This is a genomic window from Nostoc sp. (assembly GCF_036919615.1).
GTDB lineage: Bacteria > Cyanobacteriota > Cyanobacteriia > Cyanobacteriales > Nostocaceae > Nostoc.
This window is the reverse complement of sequence record NZ_JBALCN010000067.1, coordinates 96,194-116,557: the sequence shown is the minus strand read 5'-3', so window position 1 is coordinate 116,557 and position 20,364 is coordinate 96,194. Positions and strand designations below refer to the sequence as shown.

The 20,364-nt window shown below is 41.2% G+C and carries 19 protein-coding genes and 2 pseudogenes; 12 read left to right on the top strand and 9 right to left on the bottom strand.

Annotated elements, in window-relative coordinates:
- Positions 1–475: 475 nt before the first annotated feature.
- The 5 genes from V7K48_RS19935 to fabI all read right to left on the bottom strand — a co-directional run bounded on the left by V7K48_RS19935 (position 476) and on the right by fabI (position 5,875).
- Complete coding sequence (locus V7K48_RS19935; RefSeq protein ID WP_335074932.1) at positions 476–916, bottom strand: hypothetical protein; 441 nt, start codon at positions 914–916, stop codon at positions 476–478.
- A 275-nt stretch (positions 917–1,191) separates the two neighbouring features.
- Positions 1,192–2,664 (bottom strand): SLBB domain-containing protein, encoded by a 1,473-nt coding sequence (locus V7K48_RS19930; RefSeq protein WP_335074931.1) that lies wholly within the window; start codon positions 2,662–2,664, stop codon positions 1,192–1,194.
- 506 nt (positions 2,665–3,170) lie between these two features.
- Positions 3,171–4,154, bottom strand: a complete 984-nt coding sequence (locus tag V7K48_RS19925; RefSeq protein ID WP_335074930.1) for an ABC transporter ATP-binding protein — start codon at positions 4,152–4,154, stop codon at positions 3,171–3,173.
- A 214-nt stretch (positions 4,155–4,368) separates the two neighbouring features.
- Positions 4,369–5,010, bottom strand: coding sequence for an imidazoleglycerol-phosphate dehydratase HisB (gene hisB / locus V7K48_RS19920; RefSeq protein ID WP_335074929.1), 642 nt, complete (start codon positions 5,008–5,010; stop codon positions 4,369–4,371).
- An 88-nt stretch (positions 5,011–5,098) separates the two neighbouring features.
- The gene (fabI, locus tag V7K48_RS19915; protein ID WP_335074928.1) at positions 5,099–5,875 is read right to left on the bottom strand and encodes an enoyl-ACP reductase FabI; all 777 of its coding nucleotides are present in this window, start codon (positions 5,873–5,875) and stop codon (positions 5,099–5,101) included.
- Between the two features lie 379 nt (positions 5,876–6,254).
- Between fabI and ntcA the strand changes: the two genes are divergently transcribed.
- From ntcA to V7K48_RS19900, 3 genes are all read left to right on the top strand, one after another.
- Positions 6,255–6,926, top strand: coding sequence for a global nitrogen regulator NtcA (ntcA, locus tag V7K48_RS19910; RefSeq protein ID WP_094347373.1), 672 nt, complete (start codon positions 6,255–6,257; stop codon positions 6,924–6,926).
- Between the two features lie 168 nt (positions 6,927–7,094).
- Positions 7,095–8,585: a DUF3084 domain-containing protein gene (locus tag V7K48_RS19905; protein WP_335074927.1), complete on the top strand. Its 1,491-nt coding sequence runs from the start codon at positions 7,095–7,097 to the stop codon at positions 8,583–8,585.
- 137 nt (positions 8,586–8,722) lie between these two features.
- Positions 8,723–9,175 (top strand): pre-16S rRNA-processing nuclease YqgF, encoded by a 453-nt coding sequence (locus V7K48_RS19900; protein WP_335074926.1) that lies wholly within the window; start codon positions 8,723–8,725, stop codon positions 9,173–9,175.
- A gap of 121 nt (positions 9,176–9,296) precedes the next feature.
- Here the strand turns inward: V7K48_RS19900 and V7K48_RS19895 are convergent, their stop codons facing one another.
- Positions 9,297–9,560 (bottom strand): DUF3146 family protein, encoded by a 264-nt coding sequence (locus V7K48_RS19895; RefSeq protein ID WP_069070640.1) that lies wholly within the window; start codon positions 9,558–9,560, stop codon positions 9,297–9,299.
- 159 nt (positions 9,561–9,719) lie between these two features.
- Here V7K48_RS19895 and V7K48_RS19890 point away from each other — a divergent pair.
- Positions 9,720–9,926, top strand: a pseudogene (locus V7K48_RS19890) (RNA-guided endonuclease TnpB family protein); the annotation flags it as partial.
- Positions 9,927–10,069: 143 nt separating this feature from the next.
- A pseudogene (locus tag V7K48_RS19885) lies at positions 10,070–10,359 on the top strand (hypothetical protein); the annotation flags it as partial.
- Between the two features lie 215 nt (positions 10,360–10,574).
- On the opposite strand, the gene V7K48_RS19880 reads toward V7K48_RS19885, so the two are convergent.
- Entirely contained in the window at positions 10,575–11,336 is a 762-nt protein-coding gene (locus tag V7K48_RS19880) for a hypothetical protein (RefSeq protein WP_335074925.1), read from the bottom strand.
- A 161-nt stretch (positions 11,337–11,497) separates the two neighbouring features.
- Here V7K48_RS19880 and V7K48_RS19875 point away from each other — a divergent pair, with 161 nt between their 5' ends.
- From V7K48_RS19875 to V7K48_RS19855, 5 genes are all read left to right on the top strand, one after another.
- A complete protein-coding gene (locus V7K48_RS19875) occupies positions 11,498–12,364 on the top strand; it encodes an aldo/keto reductase (protein ID WP_335074981.1) in 867 nt (288 codons plus the stop codon).
- 91 nt (positions 12,365–12,455) lie between these two features.
- On the top strand, positions 12,456–13,007 hold the full coding sequence (locus V7K48_RS19870; protein WP_335074924.1) for a GNAT family N-acetyltransferase: 552 nt from the start codon (positions 12,456–12,458) through the stop codon (positions 13,005–13,007).
- Between the two features lie 84 nt (positions 13,008–13,091).
- Entirely contained in the window at positions 13,092–13,436 is a 345-nt protein-coding gene (locus V7K48_RS19865; protein ID WP_335074923.1) for a hypothetical protein, read from the top strand.
- 382 nt (positions 13,437–13,818) lie between these two features.
- Positions 13,819–14,145, top strand: a complete 327-nt coding sequence (locus V7K48_RS19860) for a DUF433 domain-containing protein (RefSeq protein WP_335074922.1) — start codon at positions 13,819–13,821, stop codon at positions 14,143–14,145.
- Positions 14,145–14,486 (top strand): DUF5615 family PIN-like protein, encoded by a 342-nt coding sequence (locus tag V7K48_RS19855; protein ID WP_335074921.1) that lies wholly within the window; start codon positions 14,145–14,147, stop codon positions 14,484–14,486. The genes V7K48_RS19860 and V7K48_RS19855 overlap by 1 nt, the downstream gene beginning before the upstream one ends.
- Before the next feature lie 28 nt (positions 14,487–14,514).
- Here V7K48_RS19855 and V7K48_RS19850 read toward each other — a convergent pair whose 3' ends face one another.
- Together V7K48_RS19850 and V7K48_RS19845 are read right to left on the bottom strand one after the other, a co-directional pair.
- Complete coding sequence (locus V7K48_RS19850; protein WP_335074920.1) at positions 14,515–15,228, bottom strand: Crp/Fnr family transcriptional regulator; 714 nt, start codon at positions 15,226–15,228, stop codon at positions 14,515–14,517.
- A 2-nt stretch (positions 15,229–15,230) separates the two neighbouring features.
- Entirely contained in the window at positions 15,231–16,634 is a 1,404-nt protein-coding gene (locus V7K48_RS19845) for an amidase (RefSeq protein WP_335074919.1), read from the bottom strand.
- Positions 16,635–16,900: 266 nt separating this feature from the next.
- On the opposite strand from V7K48_RS19845, the gene V7K48_RS19840 reads away from it, so the two are divergent.
- The gene (locus tag V7K48_RS19840; protein WP_335074918.1) at positions 16,901–18,325 is read left to right on the top strand and encodes a hypothetical protein; all 1,425 of its coding nucleotides are present in this window, start codon (positions 16,901–16,903) and stop codon (positions 18,323–18,325) included.
- Positions 18,326–18,609: 284 nt separating this feature from the next.
- Positions 18,610–20,172, top strand: coding sequence for a cytochrome P450 (locus V7K48_RS19835; RefSeq protein ID WP_335074917.1), 1,563 nt, complete (start codon positions 18,610–18,612; stop codon positions 20,170–20,172).
- Positions 20,173–20,364: the final 192 nt, after the last annotated feature.

The window sequence follows — 20,364 nt, the reverse complement described above, 5'->3', positions numbered from 1 at the left end:
TACGGTCGTATAACGACCATATGTAAAGTTATACACGGTTTGTTAGGTTTACACCTGGGCATTCTCGCGTAAATATGGCTTAAATGCATTTTCAGGTAGTGTCATAAACAACAAAAGGTTTTTGGTGAAAATACTGAAAAAATTATCAGTATTCAGAGTTAACCCATTAATGGACACCAAGTAACCGTACAAATGTGTCATTTCCAATTGGACATCATTCTACTGTGTATACGCGGGATCTATGGTTAAGATAGTATATCTGTCATCAATCAGTTAATTTACTTAAAGAATTCTTATGATAATAATAATCATCAAATTGTGATAAATAAGGCAGAGACTATAATTTATTGCCTCTCCGTTCTAAAATATTCTCATTATCATAATAAATCCAAGTACCTACAACAAAGTTTGCAATAGACTATCAATGCAGATTAAGAATTTTCATTGATACTCTCAGCGTCTAAAGCTGAGATTCTTAAGACCATAACTTGAATCTTAAAGGTGCTGACAAATCACCTCTACTGATTCCGCTAAAGTTTAGCCCTAACATCATCGCTAATTTTCTACCAATGTTTGCAGCGTCTATTACAATCTGCATTAATGAGCCAACCTTGGGCAGTAAGATACAACCGCTTGCTTGCCACCCTGACGCTCGTTCGCCCTTGGCATCTCCCTTTGGGAGAAGACTCGCTCTAAGCGAAGCCATGCCGCAGGCTTTACGCTGCGCTATCAGATTTTGTGCCGAAAGTAGGTGTGCTATATCATCAAAATTAAATAGTGAGAAAATACGGAGATAAAAATACGTATTTATAAGCTTTTCAGCTTTTTTCTCTCTTACGAATGATTTAGGATTGCTATATTCAGTAGATTGAAAACTTTTGTAAGTCGACGAAATAATCAGGGTTTCAGCCGACATTTTGGGGTTGATGATCGCGATGTCTACGACGGGCTGCGCCTACGCTTGCACTGGACTTTTAACTTACCAACAACGTCCGTTCCTTGAAAATCAGAGTTGAACAAAATTGTGGCAAATTGTGTTCCTAAACTAAAATGAACGGCTGGTAAGGGTTCTTGAAAACTTTTCGATCTACTGATATTAACTCTTGACTATTGAGCTTTGATTCAAGGATGGTGCAATTTTAGGGATGAAGAGGGTTGACCAACGCCCCTAATTTGCATCTATATCTTAAACTAGAGTCCGAAAATGTTCAGAAGATTAAGGATAATCCCTAGAGGTCCAGTTACAGTGTTTATGGTATCACCAGTCTTAGCTGCACCAGATCGGTTGACTACCACAACATCATTATTACGGAGTATGGGATTAGTTTGCTCATTAATTCCAGCGGAGAAATCCACTTTTACTATACGTTTAGTGACAGAACCATTAGGGTTGAGGCGAATCAAATCAACAGCACTACTACTAGCTCTGGCATCATTAAATCCACCAGCAGCGAGTATAGCTTGATTTAAAGAGCTATTCGGCTGAACGTCTGTTAATCCTGGTTTTTTAACTTCGCCTACTACACCAACTTGAATGCGTGTTGGAGACAGAGTAGTAGTAGCTAATTGAGTAGCTTCTGCGGGGTTGATTTCAGTTGCTGTCGGAATAACAATTGTATCTCCGTCTTGGACGATGATGTCTTGATTGGCGTCACCACTCTGCAATAGTTGCCAAAGATTAATATCTATAGCTTGTTCTGAGCCGGATCGTGTAGGTCGGCGTAGCCTGAGATTACGAACATCAGCCTGTGCTGTAATTCCCCCAGCTAGTTGAATTACCCGCGTCACATTTGGTAGACCAGCGGGATTGGCAGTGCCACTATTAGTAGCTGCGGTGCCCCCCTGTGCATCTGTGTTACCTGAAGTGACAAGATACGAACCAGGACGGTTAACTTCACCAATAATTGTTACAGTGCGGGGTGTGGTTTGGCTGGCAGCAAAGTTAGCTGCAAATAGATTGCGGGATTCTGCCACGTTGAAGTTGGTTGCTGTTGGTACAACTATGGTGTCTCCATCCCGCAAGGTAATATCCTGTGATAATCTGCCTGTTTGAATGAGTTCCTTCAAATTGACACTGACGGCTTGCTCTGAGGAGCGTCCTATTTTACGCCGTAATTGAACTTGAGTCACATCCGCAGCCAGGGTTACTCCCTGTGCTGTTGTCAATGCTGTTAATACAGTGGGGTATTGCACGCCTGGATTGTCTCCCGCGCCTCCGCTTAAGCTGAGAGTGTAAGCTCCTGGACGTGTCACCTCTCCAGCAACGAAAACATTGATGGGACGAGGCGATAACAAATTGATTGAGATTAAGGGACGTTTGAGGAAGCGAGCATATCTTCTAGCAATTTCGTCAGCAGCCTGTTCAGTTGTTAGACCGAGGACTGACACACTGCCAATTAAAGGCAGGTTGATTGCTCCACCTGGAGGAATTTGGTATTCACCTGTATATTCAGGTACTTCAAATACATTTACACGGATGCGATCGCCGCCTCCTAATGAATAATTAGTATCTATTGGTGTTTGTGTGGTTGGTGATTGTGTAGTTGGTGGTAATGGTCGTCCCTGAGCTAGACTGATACATGGCACAGCGGCATTGACAGCAGTTAACAAAGCCACACCCACAACTGGCTGATTTAGGAATTTAAACAAACTTCTGTTAAGCATATTTACCTGAGACTCTGAAACTACGATCAATAATGTACTGTCTAAACATTTTTATTTTGACTATACCTAAGTATTCAAGTTCCCCGTCACTCTTATTTTCCTCGAAAAGTGTGATTTTCCGGAGGAAATTTGTTTATTGAATTTGAATTTTTAGTGAAGTTAATTTAAAGTTAACATTGCTTGAATAGAGCAATTATCAAAAAATAGATAATTTACGCAACTAAAAGCAGTTTATACAAGAAATTGTCTGTTAACCAATAAAGTACTTCCGAATAAAATTTTCTTGCAGAAGTCAATTTTATAACATTTAAACTGTGATTTTAAATCTGCTATGATTAGCAAAATTATCAACAAGCTCATTAAATAAATACAAATAACCTTAAAAAGAGATTGGAATTTGATTTTGTATGGGTTGGCTTGAGAAAGATAAGCTTAAAAAAGCAGAATTTTTGGGTTTTGTTCCTCAAAGTAACCCAAAATTTACTGTTTGGCAAGAAGCAAGAAGATTAATTCAGTGAGTTATTTTTTCTTTGGATTTGTTGAATAAAAAATTCTTCTAGGGAGTGACGCGACAAGTTCATGGCAATGATTTTACCCTCCATGAGACGAAGACTGGCGAAGAAATCATAGTAATCATCTTGTAGTGTACCTTGCCAGGAACCATCAGGCTCAAATCTGAGAGTGGGTATCCATTTTTTGAGAATTTCCCAGTCACCACCTTGGCCTTTAACGTGATATGTGTTTTTTCCGCCTAAGAGTTCATTGAGGGAACCAGAGCAAATTAATTGGCCTTGAGTGAGGATGGCAATGCGATCGCAAATCTGTTCTACTTCACTAAGAATGTGGCTGTTGAAAAAAATCGTCTTGCCATCTGCTTTTAGCGCCAAGATAATTTCCCGCATTTGGTAGCGTCCTACAGGATCAAGACCAGACATTGGTTCATCGAGAAAAACCAATTCTGGCTCGTTAATTAGCGCCTGTGCCATCCCAACACGCTGTAGCATTCCTTTAGAGTAGCGGCGTAGGAGTTTTTTGCGGGCATCGGTCTGCGATAAACCCACTAATTCCAGCAGTTGGGGAATGCGTTGGCGTTGTACACGATTGGGAATTTGGAATAGCCCAGCCGCTAGCTGCAAAAACTCCCAGCCAGTGAGATAGTCATACAAATAAGGATTTTCCGGCAGATAGCCGATATGTTGCTTAACACTGCGATCGCCTAGTGGTTCACCCAATAATAATCCCCGTCCAGAAGTAGGACGAATAATTCCCAGCAACAATTTTAAAAGGGTGGTTTTACCCGCACCATTTGGCCCCAGCAACCCAAAGGTTTCCCCTTTATAAACTGTTAAAGAACAGTTTTTCAGAGATACGAGTTTTTGATTTAGCCAAAAACCAGTGCGATAGACTTTTCGCAACTCAGAAGTTAGGACTACTGGCGGAGTGTCGATTGTATTAAGTTGAGAATCAGGGTCATCTGCAACAGACTTCATCTCGATTAAATCGCTATTTCCCAGCTTGGTATTAATTACAAGTTATCCGATAGGCTGATAATAACCATCACCACGCAGTGTGTCAATTATCGCAAACAGAGTGAGTGCTGAGTTAGGAGACGCGATTAATCGCGTCTGTACAGGAGTTAAGAGTTTTTTCTTCCTCATCTCCCTCATCTCCCTCTGCTTCCCTTGCTCCCATGTTGCTTGCCTCCTACAAGACGCCCTTAGAACTAGGAATCACGCCAGCCCGACGGGGGTCGATTTCCACTGCCAGCCGCGTTGCCCTCGCAAATGCCTTAAACGTTGCTTCAATAATGTGATGGGAATTAATGCCATCCAGTTGTCGAATGTGTAATGTCATTTGGCTATGGTTCACCAGTGCCACAAAGAATTCTCGGACTAACTGGGTGTCATAGGTTCCTACACGCTGGGTAGGAATTTGCAAGCCGTAGCTGAGGTGAGGGCGTCCGGAAAAGTCTAGCGCTACCTGAACTAAGGCTTCATCCAATGGTGCGAGAAAATTACCAAAGCGGACAATACCTTTTCTGTCGCCTAATGCTTGGTTCAAAGCTTGGCCCAAGGTAATGCCTACATCTTCGTTGGCGTGGTGGTCATCAATTTCCCAGTCTCCCGTGGCTTGGACACCTATATCAATCAGCCCGTGGGAGGCAATTTGGTGCAACATATGATCCAAAAACGGAATACCAGTTGCTGCCGTGCAAGTTCCTCTACCATCCAGGTTGATGGTAACTTGCACATCAGTTTCACCGGTGGTGCGATGAACAGTGGCAATCCGAGGGGTTTTAGTTGACTGGTCGTAGTTTGAATTAACTTGGCGATTGGTTGTTTGCATAGGGCATGGAAAGAGTTAGAAGTTAGGAGTGAGCAGTTGGGAGTTAAAAATTCATAATTCATAACTCATAACTCCTAACTTTATCGCGTCACATTCCCATAATTTCATATCCTGCATCTACATAAAGAACTTGTCCGGTAATACCGCTGGACAAATCACTACACAAGAAAGCCGCAGCATTGCCCACTTCCAACTGAGTGACGGTGCGTCGTAGGGGAGCTACTTCTTCTACATGATGAATCATATCCAAAATCCCGCCTACTGCTGAAGATGCCAAAGTGCGGATGGGGCCTGCGGAGATCGCATTCACGCGGATATTTTGCGGCCCTAGTTCAGCGGCTAGGTAACGCACACTAATTTCTAACCCCGCCTTGGCAACTCCCATAACGTTATAGTTAGGGATTGCCTTGACACCGCCTAAAAATGTCAGGGTGACGATACTACCTCCCTCTGTCATCAAAGGTTTAGCCGCACCACTTAACTGCACCAACGAGTAGGTACTGATTTCTAAGGCAGTGTTGAAGCCAGAACGAGAGGTTTGGCTAAAATCTCCACTCAAATCATCTTTGCTGGCAAAGGCTAGACAATGAATCAGGATGTCTAGCTTCCCCCACTGATCACGAATTACCTCAAAAGTAGATTGAATTTGTTCGTCATTTTGGACATTACAGGGAAGAAATAAGCTGGGGTTGAGAGGTTCTACCAATTCCGCAACTTTTTTCTCCATCTTGCCGCGTTCATCTGGGAGATAGGTAATACCCAGGTTTGCTCCAGCTTTGTGTAGCTGTTGGGCGATGCCCCAGGCGATCGAGCGGTTATTGGCAATACCTGTAACAAGGGCATTTTTTCCAGTCAGATTCAGCATAGAAATTATTAATGCGATCGATCATTAGGAGCATACTAGAATCTGAGGCACGTTTTGTCTTTGTTTTACACAGGATTTGCAAAAATGAATATTGGGAAGAGTGTTTGCTGTGACAAAATTCTTGATTTTTCCTAAAGATATTCTCAAGATATCTTTATTTGTTCTTTAAAAAACCTTTTAAATACAGCAATTAGAAGTACTTATCAACAATTAGTAGCTGAAAGGATCAACAATTATGTATCATTATAAACAAAGAGTTATGAAGCGATTAGTTTGAGTATAGGAAAGTACAAAAAGGTTGACGGTGCTTTATTCATTTTTCGGGTGTATTCTTAGGTAATCAGTTTTTGTTTTTCCGGCATTGGGTAGGGGAAGGGAGATGATCGTGACACAAGATAAAGCCCTAGCAAATGTATTTCGTCAGATGGCGACCGGGGCGTTTCCGCCAGTTGTGGAAACGTTTGAACGCAATAAAACGATCTTTTTTCCTGGCGATCCTGCCGAACGAGTTTATTTTCTTTTGAAAGGTGCTGTTAAACTTTCCAGGGTGTACGAGGCAGGAGAGGAAATAACGGTAGCGCTGCTGCGGGAAAATAGTGTTTTTGGTGTATTGTCATTGCTGACGGGAAATAAGTCGGATCGGTTTTACCATGCGGTTGCATTTACTCCTGTGGAATTACTGTCAGCACCAATTGAACAGGTGGAGCTAGCACTCAAGGAAAATCCAGAATTATCAATGTTAATGCTGCGAGGTCTGTCTTCGCGAATTTTACAGACAGAGATGATGATTGAAACTCTTGCTCACCGAGATATGGGTTCTAGGTTGGTAAGTTTTTTGTTAATTCTTTGTCGGGATTTTGGGGTTCCTTGTGCAGATGGGATCACTATTGATCTGAAGTTATCTCATCAAGCGATCGCAGAGGCAATTGGTTCAACTCGTGTTACCGTTACTAGACTACTGGGGGATTTGCGTGAAAAAAAGATGATTTCTATCCACAAAAAGAAGATTACTGTGCATAAACCTGTTACTTTAAGTAGGCAGTTCACATAAAAGCAATTGGAGAAAGGGGAGTCGGCGCGTGTTGTGTTTTGAAAAATGACACTAATAGCTAAAGGTAAATCTAAAATTGAGCAATTTCAGCTATTGCCAATTTCCACTTCTCCACAGACAATGGTTAAAAGTAGTAGGCTGTATCTGGAAGGATTTCGGTAGCTAAAAATGACCACCGGATACATCCTCATCGCAGCAATTTTAATTTTGGGAGGCGTAATTGCAACCGTGGGCGATCGCATCGGCACACGAGTTGGCAAAGCCCGCCTCTCACTTTTTAACCTTCGTCCGAAAAATACTGCTGTACTGGTAACTATTTTTACGGGTGGTTTGATTTCAGCATCAACCTTGGGGATTTTATTCGCTGCTGATGAAGGCTTGCGAAAGGGAGTTTTTGAGTTAGAGGATATTCAAACAGACCTCAGGCAAAAGCGGGAACAGCTAAAAACCGCAGAAACTCAGAAAAGTCAGGTAGAGAGTGAGCTAAACCAAGCAAGAATTGCCCAAGCCAAAGCACAACAAGACTTGCAGATAATCAATCAATCCTTGCAGGCGGCGAATGCTAAACAACGCCAAACCCAAGTTCAGTTGAACCGCACCATTAATCAACAAACCCAAACTCAAACTCAACTGCAAGGCACTCAAGGTCAGCTAAAACAAGTTGTAACTCAGTACCAAAAAGCTATAGCTGAACTCCAAAGCGTTTACAATCAGAGAAAGGAGTTACAAGCGGCAGTTGGACTACTGAAGACAGAACGTCAACGACTGTACGCTGAAGCTAAAAAAGCCATTGACGAAGCCAAAACAGCTATTGAAAAACGCGATCGCGAACTTGCTAACCGTCAACAAGCTATTGAAGCGCGCGATCAAAAAATTTCCCAACTCGATCAATTGATTCAAAAGCGTAATCTAGAAGTTGCAACGCAAGAGCAAGTGATTGCCAAACGGGAATCGCGCCTCAAAGAATTGGAAGGACAACAGGAGCAACTAGAATTGGAAGTTGCAAGGCTGGAAAAATATTATCAGTCCTACCGCGACCTGCGTCTAGGTAAGCTGGGCTTAGTTCGCGGTCAAGTTCTGTCTGCTGGTGTAATTCGTGTTCTCCAACCTGCTGCTGCTCGCCAAGCAGTGATACAACTTTTGCAAGAAGCCAATCGCAACGCCAACCTCGAATTAAGTGAGCCTGGGGCAAATCCGGCAAATGTGGAGCTACTGCGCGTCACCCAGGATAGGGTTGATCAATTGAGCAAGCAGATTGAGGATGGTCAAGAATACGTGGTGCGAATTTTCTCGGCTGGTAATTACGTCAGGGGAGAAAAGCAGATAGAATTTTTTGCTGATACAGCCCGTAATCAACTGGTTTTTTCGGGAGGCGCAGTGCTGGCCACAACTACTGCTGATTCCCAAACCATGACATCCTATCAGTTACAGCAGCGGCTGGAAATACTGATTTCTGCTTCCCAATTTCGGGCCCGTAACGCCGGAATTGTCGAGAATGTGCAAGTAGACGGGACTTTTCTGCGCTTTGTCACCCAACTAAGACAGTATAATCAACCATTGGAAATCAAAGCGATCGCAGCAGAGGACACTTATACAGCCGGGCCATTGAGAGTAAAATTAGTGGCAATAGTCAACGGACAAATTATTTTTAGTACTTAAAAAATTATTTGTACACTCTTATTAGTAAGATTTAAAGATATTGAACAGCAGCCAAAATTGTTGCTGTGATTGCATTTATTCTTTAGAAGATGCTACGCGAAGATTTCTAATTCTTAATTTTTAATTTCAAATTTATTATGAATTTCCGTGAATTTTCACCAACGCAACCAGTCATTTTGGGGTTTGATCCAGGTCGAGATAAGTGTGGTTTAGCGGTGATGGGACTGGATCGGCAACTGCATTATCATCAGGTCGTGCTGGCAAAAGAGGCGATCGCTACGATTGAGAAACTGCGTCAAAAGTTTCCTATCTCCTTAATGGTCATGGGAGACCAAACTACAGCCAAGCAGTGGAGACAGCAATTATATCAGGAATTGACAGAACCGCTGAATATTATTTTAGTGGATGAGCGCTATACAACCTTAGAAGCACGCGATCGCTATTGGCAAATGTACCCACCCAAAGGGCTAATAAAGCTATTGCCGCAGGGTCTGCGACAGCCACCAAGGCCGATAGATGACATTGTTGCCATTCTCTTAATCGAAAGATACTTAAATCGCCTCACTGAATCAGCAGTCAACCAATTTTAGATTTTGGATTTTGGATTTTGGATTAAAGGAAAAATTTCAAATCTAAAATTCAAAATTGTTAGATTTTGGATTCAATCTAAAATCTAAAATCTAAAATCCCAAATTCAATGGCTTCTAACTTTTAAAGTTCTGCCCGAATAGTAAAAGCATAATCTCCTCCAGGCTCTAACTGATAATCTTGTTGCTCCAAAAATCGACCGAGGGGTTCTTTGATTAAGGCGCGACCCTGGGAAGGCTTGACAGCAAGTTCTCCCCGGCGAAAATGCCACTGGAAATGCCACTCAAACTCACCTGCACTCACTTCACCCTCAAGGAAGCCGTGTTGCCAGGATTGGCGAGTAATTCTGACATGGGCAATGGTTTCTGGCAGACGTTTTGCACTCACAATGCTTTATAAGAACTTTCAATAGGTGCTATATCCCCGCTTTGAAAAGACGGGGATGTAGCACCAATAGCGAATTTATTCGCCTGATTTATCTTACCCTGATCACACATCTTATTTAATCTACGGTAACATAATATTGTGGTAAACAAAGGTTGAGCCATGATAGTTTACGAGTTTAAATGCAAAGGGAAAGACAAGCAGTATAGTGCCATTAACGATGCTATTCGGACATCGCAATTCATCCAAAATAAGTGCTGACGTTACTGGATAGATAACAAAAATGTGGGCAGATACGACCTTACTAAATACTGTGCAGTATTAGCTGAGGAATTCCCTTTCGCTAATCAACTTAACTCAATGGCTCGATAGTCTGCTGCTGAACGTGGATGGTGTGCGACTCGCTCAGTTTTACGCTTAGGACTTACGCACACTCTACGAATTCTCGGCGCTCTTCTCTACGAGAGGCTCCGCCAACGAGACGCTGTGCGTTCACGTAGTGTCTCGCAGAGAAGGCGGTAGCCTGCGGCAAGCCACTACGTGTCTACGATAAATTGAGCTTTTGAGCAATTTTTGTGTAAGTCCTGACGCTAACTGCAAAAATAAGGTTAAAGGTAAAAAAGGTTTTCTTAAGTTTAAGAAAAACTGCCGTTCAATGGAATACAAAACAAGCGGCTGGGCACTTTCTGCCAACAGAAAAGCTATTACCTTCAGAGATAAAATAGGCATTGTCACCCTGAAAATCAAGGGAACTTATGACCTTAACTACTACGACATCAAACAGATTAAGCGTGTCAGGTTGGATTCAATTACCAAACATACAGCGTATTTCAGGTAAATGAAGTACATGGGTAGGGGCACAACATGTTGTGCCCCTACGATTATCTGTACCTTACCTTAGCGTAGCCTAAGAAGAGAAGTTGCCATCTGCTGTAGCTTAAATAGACATCTCAAATAAATCGGGGATCTGTGACTTCAGTCTATGAGCGCAGTCGTATGTAGTGCGGGTAGTATTTATTAATATCTTAGAAATGAATGTATTCTATAAATGGCATATTGGACGCTCCTTTCATCAGTATATAGTGGATTAATTGGGATTTCCTTGAAGGATTTCAGCACAATTACAACCCGATAAAGCTTAGAGTGTTTAAATTGCTTTTCTTGGATATCAAAACGCAGAATATTTTCTAGCGGATGTTCGATAACTTGGTTGCCACGGAGACTTTTACGTTCGATATATACCTTATTGATACTCTTATATAAAGTGCAGATAGTTACAGGTGATGTTGCAAAATAAGCAGCGAGCGCCATAATAATCAATATAAATAAACTTAAAAAAAATAGATAATTCCGCTGATTCTGCTGCACTAATAGGGAAGTTTGCCCAGAGTTGATAAAATCGTTGATTTGAAAGGCAACTTCCTGATTCTGTTGATAGCTAACATGTGACAGCAAGGCAAAGTCTCCAAATGGAGTCACAATCATAACTTGATAAGTTTTCGATCCTTTGCTACCAGTCTTTGTAAGAACGTATGCTTCCTGGAGATCAAACATTTTGAGTTTCTCCATACTTCCCAGCAAATTAAACCGCTTCAATTCACAGTTAATTTGGTTTGGTGAAGGTCGAGTACAACTGAGATTAACTGAAGCAGAATCAAAAACTAGGCAGTAAATCAAAAAGCTTAAACAGATAGTAAAAATGCACCATCCGCTGAACCAATATCTGAGTGGTCGATGCTTTAGCCGCAATCTGGTACGGGTTTCCTCTACAATTTTCATCAGTGCCTGTGTATAGAATACTCAACCCCTAAGTAGAGTATTCCCTTCGTAACCCATTCACTTATCGCCAAATCTAAGTACTAGGGAAGATTTCCGATGAATCCCTAAAAAATCTTTGGCTAGCTAGTAGATAATTGGGGCAGAAAGCTATGGCTAGAAGCATGGAAACCAAACAGCTAGGAAAAAGTGGTATCTTTGTGAGTGCGATCGGTTTGGGTGGTATGCCCATGTCAATTTCTAATCGCCCTCCCGAATCACAATCAATCCAAGTTATTCATCGGGCCTTGGATCTGGGTATTACATTTATTGACACTGCCGATTCTTACTGCAAAGATGAGTCAGAAAAGCATCACAACGAGCAATTAATTCACAAAGCACTTAGTAGTTACAAAGGCGATGTTAGCCAAGTAATTGTGGCAACTAAGGGCGGGTTGATGCGTCCCAATGGCAACTGGACAAGCAACGGGAACCCAGAACATTTGCGTCAAACAATTCGAGTCAGTTTTGAGGCGTTGGGTGGTGCTAAACCCATCGATGTTTGGCAATACCATTCTCCCGATACTAATTACACGATTGAAGAATCCCTTGGAGCAGTTAAAGAAGCAGTGGAGGCTGGTTTGATTCGGTTTGTGGGAGTTTCTAACTTTTCCGTTGAACAGATTAAGCGGGCGCAGGATGTGGTGGATATTATCTCAGTGCAGAATCAATACAGCCCTTGGCAACGACAGCCAGAAAAAGATGGCGTGTTGAAGTATTGTGAGCAGCAAGGATTGACTTTCTTGCCTTGGAGTCCCTTTGGTGGTAAGCGTCGCCATCAGGACTTACAAGATATCCCTGCGATCGCTCAGTTAGCTAAAGAAAAAGGCGTATCTGTGTATAATATCGTTTTGGCGTGGTTGCGTTCCAAGTCACCCGCTATTTTGCCAATTCCTGGGGCTAGCAAGATTTCCAGCATTGAAGACTCAGCACAAGCTATCAATGTGAAACTATCTGATCAAGAAGTGCAAAAAATTGATCAGGCAACTTAATCATTCCACTAGCTTACGTAGATTTAGCAGGGTGCAAAATGTAAAAGTTAAAATTCCTAGATTGCCTGCACTCAGCGCATAGAGAAAAGACATGATCTTAGAAACACACCGCTTGCTAATGCGTGACTTTATAGAGGCAGACTGGCAGGCGGTTTTTGCCTATCAATCTGATCCTTTGTACTTGCGTTACAACGATTGGACGCACCGGACACAAAAGGATGTTTGCGAGTTTGTCCAGATGTTTATTGATCAGCAAAATGAGCAACCACGGACAACGTTTCAGTTAGCTATTGTCCTTAAAGAAGAAAATCAGCTTATTGGTAATTGTGGTATCCGTGTAAACGACGCAAAAATGCGGGAAGCAAATATTGGTTATGAACTAAATACTCAATATTGGGGACAAAGTTATGCAACAGAAGCAGCACAGGCCATTTTAAAGTTCGGCTTTGAAGAACTGGGAATGCATCGTATCTGGTCATGGTGTGTTGTGGAGAATATTGCTTCTGTAAGGGTATTAGAAAAAATTGGTATGCTTCGTGAGGGTCATTTACGGGAAAAAGAGTTAATTAAAGGTAGATGGTACGACAATTTTATTTACGCTATCCTAGACCATGAGTGGAAAGCATCGCGGCTTTGTGTCTAGTTCTACTCCTTTCCTGCTAAAAGAATACTAAAATATTTAAGTGAAAATAAAATTAAGAGCCACACAGTGAGGTATACGTATATTTTGAGAATTAATTGTGGAAAAGACAAAATAAAAATAGTCAACGATATTTTGGGTATTGATACTAACTCTAATAATTGTTATTGGGAGCAAATACTTGTTAAAGAAGCTTTTAACTCTCCAGTAAATTTTGTAGATATATTTTTAAATCTTCTAGAAGACAAATATCAGAAGCTTTCTATACTTGAGGTTCACAAAGATGATATATCCGTCTGGATGTATTACAAATATGAGCAACAGTGTAATATATCATTTTCACCAAAAGATATGAAACGTCTAGGAGACAATCAAATTACTTTATGTATTTCATGCTGGGAATCGGATAGCAAAGCTGACTTTTCACGGTAAGTCCTCAAACCACGAAACAGCGTGGCTTTTTCCACAGTCTAATTCTCAATAACTCTAAGTTAATGAAAATAGGTAACGTAAAAGTTAGGGTTTGAGAAACCCTCAAAATAACCTTTTCCACATCCCGTGAAAAGTCAGGATAGCAAAGATGCTCTATAAGAAGCTTTTCAGATAAAAATGCAAGTTAGCGTATACGGAAAATCTGAAATGGTACGTTACGGAAGCCGTAATACAACACCAGTTGCTACAACGGAAGAAACCTCTGCAACGCACTGACTCCCCTACAGCTACAGCGGTTTTATATTTAATTCAACCCACCTACAGATTTGGCATAAGTTAAAATATTGAATACAGTCTTTTATTATGGGTTGGTAGTAATGCTATGACGCTTCAAAGGTTGGAACCAGAACTACTTGCCTTAACGCCAAACGAGAAAGCACAGGCAATTCAGATACTAGCTCAAAGCTTAGGCAATGCTTGGCGTGGAATTGAGAAAATTCCAGGGGTATGTGGTGGGGATGCGTGTATTACAGGAACCCGTATTCCTGTTTGGGTATTAGTGAATGCTCGCAAGTTGGGTATTAGTGAAGCTCAACTTTTAAAAGACTATTCAACTCTATCTGCAACTGACTTAACCAATGCTTGGGTTTATGCCACAGTATACCCAGAGGAAATCACAACAGCCATTAAGGAGAATGAAGAAGATTAATGGCTCGTTTGTATGCAGATGAACAGTTTCCCTATGAAACTGTAGAGTATTTACGTGATTTGGGGCATGATGTTCTTACTATTCAAGAAGCAGGAAACGCTAATTTAAAAATTCCTGATGATAAAGTTCTTGGATTTGCAAGTAGTGATAAGCGAGTTGTTTTAACCTTAAATCGCAGAGACTTCAAACGCTTGCATCGTTCACAGCCTACTTATGCTGGTATTATTATTTGCACAGATGATGCAGATAGAAGTGGATTAGCACAAAGGATTCATGTAGCAATTTTAGCAGCAGAACCGTTGGTAAGTAAATTGATTAGTGTAGTGCGTCTTGTGAGATGAAAAAGATTTTGGGATCGTTTAGAGCGGATTAGCTAATATGTTCAGGTGATATTGTACCAGAAGCGATCGCATCCAATTTCTCAGCATCAAGGATTATAATCGTTCCACCCCGACGATAGGCAATTACTAATTTCAAACTTTTAATTAACCGCACACATTCTTCATAAGTAATGCCACTACTCCGAGCCATGCGATAATAAGATAATTTTACTTTTAAACACTCACCTTGTAGACTTGATTCAGTTCCCGATTCAGCAGCAAAATATTGAATTAACCTGGCAAGGCGAACAATAGCTCTTTCAGAAACTAATCCGTGGACTGTTTCATGCAATTGCTGAATTCGACTGTTAAAAACCATTAGCATTCGTAACACAATTTCTGGATTTTGCCCAATAGTTTTTAATAAAGCATCTCGCTCTACAGTCAGAATTTCACAATCAAATTCAGCAGTTACAGTTGCTGGAGAAATTCCATTTCCTAATAAAGCAGGAGCCGCAAAAATTTCTCCAGCAGCTAAAGCGCGGAGAATCGTTTCTTTCCCCGTTATTGCTGTTTTGGTAACTTGAATTGCTCCACTAACAACAGCATAGAGTTTTGCTGGTAAGCGATCGCCCTCATGCAGAATAATCTCTCCTTTGCGATACCGTTGCACTTGAGTGTAAGGTTGCAAATTTACTTTATCTGCTGTTTCTAAACCTGCAAACACAATAATTTGTGAAAGTTGTTCCAGGGGTGCCTGCATGATTAGCCTGATATTGCAAAGGCTGGACGATGATCAATCCAAGGGTTAGCCGCTTCTAATTGTGCTGCTAGACTGATCAGGGTAGCTTCAGCCGCAGGTTTGCCAATTAACTGCACACTGATGGGTAAACCCTTACTATCAAAACCTACAGGAATTGCGATCGCAGGTTGTCCAGTTGCATTAGCAGGCGGACAAGGGGCAACCCATTGAATAATATTTTGGAATGTCTCTTCTGGACTCAGCGAAGCCCATTCCCCAACCAGGATCGGTGAATGTAGATAAACTGGCAATACCAGCACATCCACGGTATCGAAAAACGCCACAATCTGTCGTGCCACTATCTGCATTTGAGAAACTCCTTTGAGGTACTGGGCAACAGAACCTGTGCGGGTAAATAGCCAGCGATTTAATGGCTGCAAAGCTTCAACAGGAAGTCCTGATGCAGCCACCCCAGCTTGCCAGACGATTTGAAATGGTTCAATTAAACCGCTAAAATCTGGGGATTTCTGTTCAACTTGGTGGCCGAGTTGTTCTAATAACTGGACTGTTTGGCGGACACCTTGCTGACAGTTGGTGTCAGCTTCTCCCAAAGGAAAAATGCTAGTGTCAAAAGCAATTCGCAAACCACCGAGTTTTGTTTGAGTGGCGGCGAGAAATGATGGTTCGGGATCTGGCAACCAGTAAGGATCGCCTGTGACATAGCCAGATATAGTATCCAAAAGGGCAGCAGCATCAGCGACAGTCCGGGCGATTGGGCCGTTGGCGGCAATTCCAGCCAGGCGTTCGCCTACGGGTGCTTTACTCACTCTGCCCCTGGATGGTTTTAATCCCACCAAACCACAACAAGCCGCAGGCCCCCGAATTGAACCACCGCCATCAGAACCTTGAGCGATCGCACACAACCCTGCTGCTACCGCCGCCGCTGCGCCACCACTAGAACCGCCAGGGGTGTATTCTAAATTCCACGGATTTCTGGCTGGGGGAAAACCCGTAGGTTCACTGTAAGGTAATGAACCTAATTCGGAAGTCGCGGTTTTACCAAGAATAGTAAACCCAGCTTGCTTAATCCTCGTCACAACCCCATCATCATAGTTAGGGATATTGTTCAGTAATGCCGGATTTCCAAAAGTACAGGTAACACCTGCTACAGCGTTGAGGTCTTTAATCGAAATCGGCACCCCAAAAAATGGTGGTAGTTCTGAGGTAGTTGTCAATAATTCTGTTTTGGCTTTGGCATCTGCGATCGCCAGTTCTGCCGTCACTGTAAAATAACTTCCTAATTGGGGATTTAACTGCCCAATTCGTTCTAAATATATTTCCACTAACTCTAGCGGTGATACTTCCCGGCGACGGATTAATTGCGCCAACTCTAGGGCTGGGGTAAATGCTAAATCAACTTCATTCATACGTTAGTAAATGGGTAATTTTGTCTTTCTCTGGGATTTTAAAACTTAAATTGTTACTTTAGCAGGATTTCTGGGAACTATACATTTTATGGCTGCTGAGATTTATGACTCACTTAGGATGCTCAAGATGCAACAGGTGTGGTTACGTTCTTACTCAAGCCATTTTAATTGTTTCGCATAAACTTTCGACAAATCCCTAAGGGGCATTTATGGCTAACCTAGAAATACTTGTTAGTGAACTGCCAACACTGATTCAGAGTCTAAAATTGACTGTTGGCGATTCTAATCAGATTATGGAACAAATTATCCTGATCAATAATGCTCAGGAACAACTACGGAATCTGAAAAAATTAATTGCTCAGGAATTGAAATTTGATCACCTCAAAAATTTTGCGATCGCTACACTGCCTAGAATAAGTACAGTATCTGTTATTTTTATACCTAATATTGAATTAGTAGATCCAGCTATAGCAGAAAAATTTGGCAATTCAGAAACTAAAATTTCATTAACTGATTTACAATCAAAAATTGATTCTTGGATTGAATGGGGTTATTTTTTGCAGGCGATAGCCGCTGATATTCTCAGTGATATTCAGTTGGTCGATCAACTAAATTCTGATATTAATCATCTCAGCCTAACCGCCAATTTTCAGGTAATTGCTGAAAGCTTAAAGATTAACTTAATTTTTGGCAACTATAATCTTTTAGATCATCAAATTCAAAAAATCAGCAATTATCAAAATCAGCTATTGCAATTACAACAAAAATTAAATTATATTTTTAATACTATTAAAAATAGTCATAGCTTATTAAATATTTTATTAGGTGTGTCTGCTTTTTATGGTAAATCTGGCTTCGCCTTAGAGTGGTTAGATGACGACCACGAATTAATTATATCAAGTGATGGTAAATTTCAAGAATTGACAGATATTCTTAATGATTGTGATTTTTTCCAAGAACAAATTGCTGCTTTAATTATTCAGGGCGATACTTTAAGGAAACAGGCAGAACAAGCCTTGAAAAACATTGAACAAGAAATTAATAAAGAACCAATTATTAGCCAGCAAGTAGAAATAGTACCAAAGTTTTCGACACACAAAATAGTGCGTTTGGCTTTGATAGTAGCCTCAAGTTTATTAATTTTAGGTTTTGGTGGTTGGAAAATTAAAGAGCAAAGTCCACAATTGCAGCAAATAATTTTAAGTTTAACTCAAGAAGGAAGTGCGTTCGCCAAGTTTAAATCTGCTCAAAAACTCGGTATGGAGGCTGCTTATCTGGTTCAAAATCCACCGCATCCTCTAAAAGCTTGGCAACAAGCACAAAACAAATGGTATCAGGCAATAAACTTGTTAGATAGTATTCCTAATGAAACATCAATTTATAACCAGGCAAAGAAGAAATTAGCTTACTATCAGATTAACTATAACGCAATCAATCAAAGAGTCTTAATTGAAAAGAAAGCTGTAGCAAACTTAGAATCAGCCCAAAAACTAGCAATAGAAGCTAATTTATTTTTCCATAATTCGCCTCATTCACTACTAATTCGGCAGCAATCAAAAGATAAATTTGAGCAGGCAATTAATTTATTAGAAGCTATTCCAGATAGTACATTTGTCTCTATACAAGCTAAAGAAACGCTTCCTATTTATAAAACTAACTATGCGGCTATCAGTCAAATAATCCAAAAATAAAAAATAGACTATAGTAATCTTATTTTATTTGTGATAAGTAGGTAGGTGGGAAAATTTATAACTATGTCATTGCGTTAGTGTAAGCCTTCCCGTAGGGTACGGAGCGAACGCGAGTGTGTCTCATAGAGAAGCGAAGTGAAGCAATCACAAGAGCTTCAACCTTTTTACATTTCGTTAATATTATTAATTATTAATTTCCGACGATGAAAAGAGGCTGAACGAATTGGGAAACAATAAGGTAGTATCTGGGTAATCTGAAGTTTTTGGTGAACAAAGGCGGATTCATGTTTCAAAACATTACTGCTCAGATTACTTATTCTGACTCACTTCCATATTTAGCAACAGTCTTAGGCGTTACTAGCATAGCCGGAACAATTGGGTGGCGCTGGTGGAAACAAAAGAATACATACAAATCGCTACAATCACTCCCTTCTCCTCCCAAACACTGGCTGTTAGGAAATCTTCCTCAAATATTAGCAGCAGTGAAACAGAAGAAATTATTCCGGCAAATATTTGATTGGAGTCAACAGCTAGGCCCGATGTATGTTATTTGGAATGGCAACAACCCAATTGTCATTTTAAGTAAACCAAAAGTTATCGACAATACCATTGTCAATGGAATGAAAGATGGTAGCTTAATCAGGTCTGAGCGATTACGCAAAGCTTGGAACGATATCAGTGGCCCCATTCTGTTAGGAGAAACCGGGACTGAGTGGCAGTGGCGACGCAAGGCTTGGAACCCGGAATTCAGTTCTAGCAGTCTCTCGAAATATGTGGAAATTATTATCCAAGCCTGCGAACAAGTAATTGAGACACTGAAGGAAGTAGCGCCACCAAAAGAAGTTCAGGTAGATCCTCTGTTTGTAGAACTAACAATGAGGGTAATTTCTTGTCTAGTACTGGGCATTCCCGTGGATAGAAAGAGTACTAGTGATGAGGGGCCACCTTTAGAAGTTCTCAAAGTGTACGAAGCGATGTCTATTGTAGGCTATCGGTTTCTAAGACAAGCTACTGGGGAGAAGATATGGATTAAATATTTGCCAACTAAGAATTCACTTGATTATTGGGCAGCAAGGCGATATTTAGAGGAATTTCTAACTCCCCGTGTAGACTTAGCTTTACGGATAAGAGAACAAAACCAGACGGATTTACCACAGGTAAGTCCTTTGTTCCAGGAATCAATGTTAGTTAAAATCGCTGCCAAAGAACCAAAATACAATCGCAAAACATTAATAGCAGAATCTGTTGAATTCTTAATAGGTGGTACTGACACAACAGCCCATACTTTATCCTTTGCAGTAGGAGAGTTAAGCTTAAATCAAAGGGTTTTTCAGCAAGCACGGGACATCGTTGACCAAGCTTGGCAAACCTTTGGCGGTATTAATACCGAAAGTCTCAAAGAATTAGCTTATATTCGCGCAATTATCAAGGAGACGCTGCGCCTTTATTCAGTCGCCTCCGGCTCGACTTCATTGGAGACTCAACGCGACACTGTAATTGAGGGTCAAGTGATTCCTCGCGGTACAAGAATATCCTGGTCAATGCTTGCTGCTGGAAGAGATCCAGAAGTCTATACTAATCCAGAAGAATTTCTGCCGGAACGTTGGTTAGACAAAAGTAAGGAAACTAGTTCACTGCCAATGATAGATTTTGGTTCAGGGCCTCATCGTTGCTTAGGAGAGAATCTATCAATGCTAGAAGCAACTATGATGCTAGCATTATTGCTTCGGTACTTCGACTGGGAGTTAGTCAACGGTCGTTCTTCTCTGGAACAATTACAGCAAAACCTGTTAATTTATCCGTCCGATAAAATGCCCGTGCGCTTTCGGTTGAGAAATTGGGAGTAAAGCCAGAATAACTAACAAGACATTAGGACTTACGCAAGAACTCTCTGAAACTCTTATTTCCTTGTGTCCTTCTCTACGAGACGCTGCGCGTAGCTTGCTTCTCCGTAGGAGTAATGCGTCCTTCTCTAACGAGACGCTGCGCGAATGCGGTAGCCTGCGGCAAGCCGCTTCTCTACATTCGCGCAGCGTGTT

Coding starts and splice junctions, on each gene's coding strand:
- V7K48_RS19880 (WP_335074925.1), bottom strand. CDS start 11,336: ATGAAAATTGTAGAGGAAACCCGTACCAGATTGCGGCTAAAGCATCGA.
- V7K48_RS19845 (WP_335074919.1), bottom strand. CDS start 16,634: ATGAATGAAGTTGATTTAGCATTTACCCCAGCCCTAGAGTTGGCGCAA.
- hisB (WP_335074929.1), bottom strand. CDS start 5,010: ATGCAAACAACCAATCGCCAAGTTAATTCAAACTACGACCAGTCAACT.
- V7K48_RS19860 (WP_335074922.1), top strand. CDS start 13,819: ATGACGCTTCAAAGGTTGGAACCAGAACTACTTGCCTTAACGCCAAAC.
- fabI (WP_335074928.1), bottom strand. CDS start 5,875: ATGCTGAATCTGACTGGAAAAAATGCCCTTGTTACAGGTATTGCCAAT.
- V7K48_RS19870 (WP_335074924.1), top strand. CDS start 12,456: ATGATCTTAGAAACACACCGCTTGCTAATGCGTGACTTTATAGAGGCA.
- V7K48_RS19935 (WP_335074932.1), bottom strand. CDS start 916: ATGTCGGCTGAAACCCTGATTATTTCGTCGACTTACAAAAGTTTTCAA.
- ntcA (WP_094347373.1), top strand. CDS start 6,255: ATGATCGTGACACAAGATAAAGCCCTAGCAAATGTATTTCGTCAGATG.
- V7K48_RS19850 (WP_335074920.1), bottom strand. CDS start 15,228: ATGCAGGCACCCCTGGAACAACTTTCACAAATTATTGTGTTTGCAGGT.
- V7K48_RS19930 (WP_335074931.1), bottom strand. CDS start 2,664: ATGCTTAACAGAAGTTTGTTTAAATTCCTAAATCAGCCAGTTGTGGGT.
- V7K48_RS19905 (WP_335074927.1), top strand. CDS start 7,095: ATGACCACCGGATACATCCTCATCGCAGCAATTTTAATTTTGGGAGGC.
- V7K48_RS19925 (WP_335074930.1), bottom strand. CDS start 4,154: ATGAAGTCTGTTGCAGATGACCCTGATTCTCAACTTAATACAATCGAC.
- V7K48_RS19855 (WP_335074921.1), top strand. CDS start 14,145: ATGGCTCGTTTGTATGCAGATGAACAGTTTCCCTATGAAACTGTAGAG.
- V7K48_RS19900 (WP_335074926.1), top strand. CDS start 8,723: ATGAATTTCCGTGAATTTTCACCAACGCAACCAGTCATTTTGGGGTTT.
- V7K48_RS19835 (WP_335074917.1), top strand. CDS start 18,610: ATGTTTCAAAACATTACTGCTCAGATTACTTATTCTGACTCACTTCCA.
- V7K48_RS19875 (WP_335074981.1), top strand. CDS start 11,498: ATGGAAACCAAACAGCTAGGAAAAAGTGGTATCTTTGTGAGTGCGATC.